At 73.1% G+C, this 7,097-nt stretch carries 7 protein-coding genes and 1 pseudogene; 5 read left to right on the top strand and 3 right to left on the bottom strand.

The annotated features are described in order from the left end of the window. From JM949_RS31890 to JM949_RS31880, 3 genes and pseudogenes are all read left to right on the top strand, one after another. Nucleotides 1-284 (top strand): annotated as a pseudogene (locus tag JM949_RS31890) (hypothetical protein); the annotation flags it as partial. Between the two features lie 101 nt (nucleotides 285-385). Further along, the gene (locus JM949_RS31885) at nucleotides 386-1,120 is read left to right on the top strand and encodes an SCO6745 family protein (RefSeq protein ID WP_203151809.1); all 735 of its coding nucleotides are present in this window, start codon (nucleotides 386-388) and stop codon (nucleotides 1,118-1,120) included. A gap of 55 nt (nucleotides 1,121-1,175) precedes the next feature. Then, the gene (locus tag JM949_RS31880; protein ID WP_203151808.1) at nucleotides 1,176-2,132 is read left to right on the top strand and encodes a GNAT family N-acetyltransferase; all 957 of its coding nucleotides are present in this window, start codon (nucleotides 1,176-1,178) and stop codon (nucleotides 2,130-2,132) included. A gap of 75 nt (nucleotides 2,133-2,207) precedes the next feature. On the opposite strand, the gene JM949_RS31875 is transcribed toward JM949_RS31880, so the two are convergent. Next, on the bottom strand, nucleotides 2,208-2,663 hold the full coding sequence (locus JM949_RS31875; RefSeq protein WP_112588201.1) for a gamma-glutamylcyclotransferase: 456 nt from the start codon (nucleotides 2,661-2,663) through the stop codon (nucleotides 2,208-2,210). A gap of 106 nt (nucleotides 2,664-2,769) precedes the next feature. Here JM949_RS31875 and JM949_RS31870 point away from each other — a divergent pair, with 106 nt between their 5' ends. Further along, nucleotides 2,770-4,173 carry an NAD(P)H-quinone dehydrogenase gene (locus JM949_RS31870; RefSeq protein WP_203151807.1) on the top strand — a complete coding sequence of 468 codons (1,404 nt, stop codon included), beginning with the start codon at nucleotides 2,770-2,772 and terminating at the stop codon, nucleotides 4,171-4,173. Here JM949_RS31870 and JM949_RS31865 read toward each other — a convergent pair. Both JM949_RS31865 and JM949_RS31860 read right to left on the bottom strand, forming a co-directional pair. Beyond that, complete coding sequence (locus JM949_RS31865; protein WP_203151806.1) at nucleotides 4,151-4,783, bottom strand: DUF998 domain-containing protein; 633 nt, start codon at nucleotides 4,781-4,783, stop codon at nucleotides 4,151-4,153. The two genes, JM949_RS31870 and JM949_RS31865, sit on opposite strands and share 23 nt — an antisense overlap. Nucleotides 4,784-4,932: 149 nt before the next feature. After that, the gene (locus JM949_RS31860; RefSeq protein ID WP_203151805.1) at nucleotides 4,933-5,547 is read right to left on the bottom strand and encodes a DedA family protein; all 615 of its coding nucleotides are present in this window, start codon (nucleotides 5,545-5,547) and stop codon (nucleotides 4,933-4,935) included. 513 nt (nucleotides 5,548-6,060) lie between these two features. On the opposite strand from JM949_RS31860, the gene thrS reads away from it, so the two are divergent. Continuing rightward, a partial coding sequence (thrS, locus tag JM949_RS31855) for a threonine--tRNA ligase (RefSeq protein ID WP_203151804.1) occupies nucleotides 6,061-7,097 on the top strand: 1,037 nt, incomplete at its 3' end.

The raw sequence follows: 7,097 nt of genomic DNA, 5'->3' as shown, positions 1-7,097 counted from the left end.
AGGCGCGAAGCGACCAGGAGCGCGCCGAGGCCGAGCTGGCCGAGGCGACCGGGCAGGAGCGGGACGGCGCCGCCGTACTGGATGGGCTGGAGGCCGAGCTGGCCGAGCTGGAGCGGCGACGCGCGGTCGCCGAGCAGGATCTCAGCCGGGCCAAGCTGGCCCGACGGGCCGCCGAGCGCGTGGTCACCGTGGCCCGGCGGCGCGCGGGTGAGGTTGAGGCGGCGGTCGAGGCGTTGGCGGCCGAAGAGGGGGATGCGGACGCGGGCGGTGACGCGGCAGACTGACCATCGATGGACGACGACGAGTGTGCGGGCCATCCACGGTCGGTGACCTCGGATCGGGGCGTGGTCGTGGTCGGGTCGGCTGGCCCGGGTGAGGTGCCGCGATGACTCCGGAACAGGTCGCGGCCGCCAGCAAACCGGTCGTACTGGACCTGGGCGACGCGTTCAGCCGGGACCCGACCACGTTGCGCCGGGCCCGGCTGCTCGGCATCTCCGGCTGGGCCTTCTACATCTGCGGCCGGGCCGGCGCGCTCGGCGACGTGCGGGCCGAGACGGCCGCCGCCGCCCTCGGGTTCGTGGCCCCGGACGCGGTCGCCGACGGTTGGGACGCCGCAGCCCGGGTCGTCCCGCCGTTCGAGGTGGCCGCCGCGAGCCTGGCCGAGTGCTGCCGTTGGGGAGCGCAGCAGCTCGGCCCGCTGCCCGGCACCGAGCGCCTGTCGGCCCTCGTCGAACGGGCGGTGGTGGCGGCGGACGCCAGCGGGATGCCGCTCTTCGCCGCGTGGCGGGCGATGCCGCTGCCGGACCTGTCCGCCGGGGCCCGGAGCGCCGCCGGGCTGCGGCTGCTCCGGGAACACTTCACCGGCGCCTACCTGCTGGCGGTACGCGCCGCCGGGATGACCCCGCTGGAGGCGGTGCTGTCCGGGCCGGAGGGTGAGGCCGGGGCGGTGGCCTGCGGCTGGTCGCCACCGTACGTACCGATCGGGCCGCTGGTGCGCCGCCGACTCTGGGCGGAGGCGGTCACCAACCGGCTGGCCGCGCCGGCGTTCACGGCCCTCGGCCCGGCCGACGGTACCGAGCTGGTGGAGTTGCTCCACCGCACCCGGGCCGCCCTCGCCTGAACCTCCCCGGAAAATGGGCGGCGGTGTCGGCGCCCGGCTGCCAGGATCTCCTGCCGTGACGCTCCCCGCTGGCTGGACCACCCGCCGCCCGACCCTCGACGACGTGCCGGCGATCCTCGCGGTGGTGCACGCCGCCGACACCTTCGCCATCGGCCATCCCGACTTCGACGCCGAGGACGTCGCGGCGTCGCTGACCGGCCCCTACTTCGACCCGACCCGGGACTCCTGGCTGGCGATCGACCCGGCGGGCACAGTGGTCGGCTGGTCGACAGTGGACAACCCGACCGGGGTGGGCCGGGAGTTCGTGGAGGTCTACGTCGACCCGGTCCGGGCGGCTGCGGTCCGGGCACCGCTGCTGGCCCGCCAACTCGACCGGGTCGCCGAGCGTGCCGCCGAGCGGGGGCTGCCGTCGCTCACCGTCCGCTGCGCGGTCCACGCGCCCGAACGGGACTGGGAACGCGAGCTGCGCGCGGTCGGGTTCACCCTGGTCAAGCGGTACGTCCGGATGAGCTGTCCGGTGGCCGGCCGGCCCGACGAACCGGCCCCGCCAGGGGTGACGGTGCGACCGGTCCGCCCGGACGACGAGACCGACCTGGTGGAGTTCCACCGGATCTACCAGGCCGCCTTCGGCGACACCCCGGACCACGAGCCGCTGTCGTACCAGCGGTGGCGGGCCAGGATCGGCGACCTGACCGCCTGGGACGAGTGGTTCGTCGCCGAGGTGGACGGGGTGCCGGTCGGCGCGTTGCAGTCCTCGGATCAGGCACTCGACCAGAATTCGGGCTGGGTGAAGAGTCTGTCGGTGCTGTCCGCGTACCGTCGCCGGGGTGTGGGTGCGGCGCTGCTCCGCCGCGCCTTCGCCCGCTACGCCGAGAAGGGGCGGAAGGCGGCTGGCCTGGGCGTCGACCTCACCAACCCGACCGCCCCGCTGTCGCTCTACCGGTCGGTGGGCCTGCGGGAAACCCACTGGGCCGACATGTACGAGCTTTCCGTCCCGGCGGCCGGTGTGTGATTGACGACCCCAGCCGGGGCCGACCGGCGATCCGGTCGACGGCGGGAGCAGACTGGAGGGGTGCGATACGCGCTGCTACGCCGACGCGGTGCCGGTGGGGCGGGCCCGCAGCTCGGTGACGTAGTCGTCGGGAGCGCCCGCCTTCTCGGCGGCGTTCGCGATCTCCGACAGGTACCACGAGGTCGGCAGGCCACCCTCGTACCCGTTGAAGACGTAGATCCACGCGGTCACGTCGCCGTCGAGGGTGGAGACCCGGACGTGCAGCTTGCGGTACGTGCCGGCGGTCACCCCCTCGATCTCGTCGAGCTGGCCCGCGTCGTACGGGTGGATGTCGTAGAGCGCCACGAAGACCCGGTCACCGGGGGACTCGACAAGGGTGCTCACCGCACCCTCCCAGCCGATCACGTCCGCCCCGGCGAAGGTCAGCCGCCAGCCCTCCAGCCAGCCGGTGCCCACCATCGGCGAATGCGGGCAGTAGGCGCGCATCCGGGCGGGGTCGAGATTTGAGCCGTAGGCGGCGTGATGACGCACGGCGAGAACGATAGCCCGACGGGCGGGTGGGGGAGAATACGACAGTGCGTGTCGAATGCGTTCGGGAGAAGAAAGTCACTGTGAGCATGGACGAAGGGCGAACGCTGTGAGCCGGATCGTGATCATCGGCGGAGGGCCGGCCGGGTACGAGGCGGCGCTGGTCGCCGCCCAGCTGGACGCCGATGTCACAGTGGTGGAGGCCGACGGTGCGGGCGGGGCGTGTGTGCTGTCCGACTGCGTACCGTCGAAGACCTTCATCGCCAGCTCGGGGGTGGTCACCGGCTACCGCGACACCGAGGAGTTCGGGGTGCACTCGGACGGCCTGGAGGCGGTCACCGTCGACGCGCGGGCGGTGCACGAGCGGGTCAAGCGGCTGGCCCTGGCGCAGTCCGCGGACATCCACGCCAAGCTGCTGAAGGCGGGGGTCACCATCGTGGCCGGCACCGCCCGGCTCGGCGAGGACTCCCTCGGGCACACCCACCGGGTGGTCGTCACCCCCGCCGACGGCGGCGCGAAATACTCCATCGACGCGTCCACCGTGCTGGTGGCCACCGGCTCGACGCCCCGCCAGCTGCCCACCGCCGTGCCGGACGGTGAGCGCATCCTGACCTGGCGACAGGTGTACGACCTGCCGGAGCTGCCCGAGCACCTGATCGTGGTCGGCTCCGGCGTGACCGGCGCGGAGTTCGCCAGCGCGTACCTGGCGATGGGGGTTCAGGTCACCCTGGTCTCCAGCCGGGACCGGGTGATGCCGCACGAGGACGCCGACGCGGCCTCCGCCATCGAGCGGGTGTTCCGCAACCGGGGCATGGAGATCCTCAACAACTCCCGGGCCGACGCGGTCCGGCGTACCGCCGACGGCGTCGAGGTGGTGCTCTCCGACGGCCGTAAGGTGACCGGCTCGCACGCGCTGATCACGGTCGGTTCGATCCCGAACACGGCGAACCTGGGCCTGGCCGAGTACGGGGTTGAGCTGGGCCGGGGGGGTTATGTGACGGTCGACCGGGCGTCCCGGACGAACGTGCCCGGCATCTACGCCGCCGGCGACTGCACCGGCGTGCTGCTGCTGGCCAGTGTCGCCGCCATGCAGGGCCGGATCGCCATGTGGCACGCGCTCGGCGAGGCGGTCCGCCCGCTGCGGCTGCGTACCGTCGCGGCGAACGTCTTCACCGACCCGGAGCTGGCCACCGTGGGTGTCTCCCAGGACGAGGTGGACGCCGGTAAGGTGCCGGCCCGGCAGGTGATGCTGCCGCTGTCCGGCAACGCCCGGGCCAAGATGGACGACCTCTCCGACGGTTTCGTGAAGCTGTTCTGCCGGCCGGCAAGCGGCCAGGTGATCGGCGGTGTGGTGGTCGCCCCGAAGGCCAGCGAGCTGATCCTTCCGATCACCATGGCGGTGGAGAACAACCTCACCGTCAACGAGTTGGCCCAGACCATCACCATCTACCCGTCGCTCTCCGGCTCGATCACCGAGGCGGCCCGCCAGCTCATGCTGCACGAGTTGGAGTGACCCGCCGGGCCTGGAGCAGCGCGACGGTGGCGAGGACGCCGACCTCGGTGAGGATGAGCAGGCGTTCGGCCAGGCCGATCAGCACCCGGTCACCCGGGTAGGCGGACCACACCATCGCCACCGCCAGGGCCAGGCTCAGCAGGACGAGGGCGCGCAGTGTCCGGGCGGCGGAGGCCAGGTCGGGCCGGCCGGCGAGCAGCCAACCGGCCGCCGGCAGTGCCAGGAACGCGACCACCGAGGCGTACCGGTGCACGTAGGCGGTGGTGGCCATGGCGGTGCCCGGCTCGTTCGTCGGCACCACCGCGGCCAGCAGCAGCCCGGCCACCCACGCGCCGAGCAGCACCTCGGCCGGTCGGCTGGGTTCGGCCGGCCGGCCGGGCAGTGCCGGGCCGGTGCGACGCAGCCCGTACAGCAGCGCCACGGTGGCGAGCGCCAGCACCACCATGGCGACGTCGATGACGCCACCCCGGTCGGAGACGGCGAAGTCGCTGACGGTCAGCGCCCACGGGTTGAGGTCGTCGTTCACTTCGAGGTGGCCGATCACGGTGAGCAGCGCCGCCAGGGCGATCCCGCCGAGGGCCAGCACACCGGTGTTCCGGGTTCCGGGCATGCCTCAGCCTGTCGCCGCAGGCACCCGAGCCGAATCCGGGATGCCCACCGAAATCGTCCCCCGGGACCACCCCTAGTTAGTTTCGGCGATCTTGGACAGTCTCCGTCAGCTCGTAACGGAAACTGTCCAAGATCTCCAGGTGTGGGCCGTCAGTCGATCGGGACGTTGCTGGCGGCGCGGGCGTGGCGGGCGCTGACCAGGGTCATGGCCCAGCCGGCGGCGGCGAAGCCGGCGGCCGCGGCGGTGGCGATGATGGCCAGCCGCCAGGCCGACTCGGTGAGCGCGGTGCCGCCCAGATGCCCGACCAACGCACCGTAGCTGGCCCAGCCCAACGCGGCGACGGCCTCGTAGAGCATGAACAGCCGGTACGGGTAGCGGCTGCGACCGGCCGAGAAGCAGGCCGCCATCCGGCCGCCGGGCACGAAGCGGCACAGCAGGATGACCATCGGCCCGGGTTGTCGCAGCCCCTGGGTGACCCGGCTGGCCACCCGGCGGGCGCGGCTCGGCTCGGCGTGCCGCGGTGGCCGTCGGTCCGGCGCGCTGCGCCCGAGCAGGTAGCAGGCGAGGTCGCCGGCGAACACGCCGAGCGCGCCGACGGCGATGGTGACGGGCAGGCTGAGCCCGCCGTAGACGGTGAGCGCACCACTGGTGATCATGACAATCTGGGTGGGGATCACCGGCACGAACGCGTCCGCGATCAGCAGCGCGAGCAGCACCAGGTACGCCCACGTCGGCGACGCGACGTCAGTCAGTAGTTCGGGCACGCCTGCCACCTCGCCGGATGCGGCCGATTGGGTGTCTTGAGCCTGACCCCGTGTCCGGCGTCACCACGAATGGCCCCGGCCCGTCGTGACCGCCGACACGGCTGGGCCACCCAGGTACAACGGGGCGAGCCGCACTCAGGTGACGGGTTCGGTGGGCGTCCCACAGGCCGTAGGCGGGCGGCGGATCGGCGTTCGTCGGCGTACCGTTGTCGGCGCGGCCACCCCCGTCGGGTCCCCCGTTCCTGACGATTCGGCCGCCTGGGCCGCCGGCGGGTCCCGCGCCGCGGCCCGCCCATGCCGTGCCGCCGCAAATCCTGGTGCGCTCCCGATCGTCCGGCGGGTACGGTCGCCGCATGCGCAGTGCGGCAGTGATGACGACGACGCCGGGTATCCCCGGCGCGCCGCGCTGACGTAACCATCGTCGACCAGGCCCCGGGGCGATCCGCCCCCGAGGGCCGCGCGCCGTTCGGAGCCCAGGTCGCCTCCGGGTCGTACCCGATCCAGGAGTCCGACATGATCGACCACCGTAGGCTCGGCCGCGAGCTGGACCTCTTCGTCTCCGACCCGCTGGTCGGTGCCGGCCTGCCGATCTGGCTGCCGGCCGGCGCCGCCGCCCGGCACGCGGTGGAGGAGTACGTCCGGGAGTTGGAGCGTCGCTCCGGCCACCAGCACGTCTACTCCCCGCCGCTGGGCAAGCGTGAACTCTTCGAACTCTCCGGCCATCTCGGTTACTTCGCCGACGACATGTTCCCGCCGCTGCGGCTGAGCGCCGACGACGAGTTCGTGCTCCGGCCGGCCCTCTGCCCGCACCACGCGCTGGTCTTCCGGGCGCGCGGCCGTTCCTACCGGGAGTTGCCGTTGCGGATCGCGGAGCTGGGCGGGATGTACCGCTCGGAGCGCTCCGGGGTGCTCGGCGGGCTGTCCCGGGTCCGCGCCATCTCGCTCAACGACGCGCACACCTTCTGCGCGCCCGAGCAGGTCGGTGCGGAGGTCGCGGAGATCCTCGGGCTGATCCGGGCCGCGCAGGCCGCGCTCGGCGTACGCCCGGCCGGGTTCCGGCTGTCGCTGCGCGGGCCGGGCGGGAAGTACGTCGGCGACGACGCGCAGTGGGCCCGCGCCGAGGAGCTGCTCCGGGACGGGCTGACCGGGGTGGAGTACGTCGAGGCGCCGGGCGAGGCCGCCTTCTACGGTCCGAAGATCGACATTCAGATCGTCGACGCCGCCGGCCGGGAGTCGACCATCTCCACCATCCAGGTGGACTTCGACAAACCGGAGCGGTTCGACCTGTCGTACACCGACTCGGACGGCAGCCGGCGTCGCCCGGTCATGCTGCACCGCAGTCTGGTCGGCAGCCTGGAGCGGCTGTTCGCGTACCTCATCGAGGTGCACCAGGGCGCCTTCCCGGCCTGGTACGCGCCGGTCCAGCTGGTGGTGCTGCCGGTCGACGACGGACAGGCCGCCGCAGCGGCCGACCTGGCCCGCCGGGCCGTCGACGCCGGCCTGCGGGTCGACGTCGACGTCGCCGGCTCGCTGGGCGCCGGGTCCGGGAC

Source organism: Micromonospora tarensis (assembly GCF_016803395.1).
GTDB classification, from domain to species: domain Bacteria; phylum Actinomycetota; class Actinomycetes; order Mycobacteriales; family Micromonosporaceae; genus Micromonospora; species Micromonospora tarensis.
This window is presented reverse-complemented; position numbering and strand designations above follow the sequence as displayed.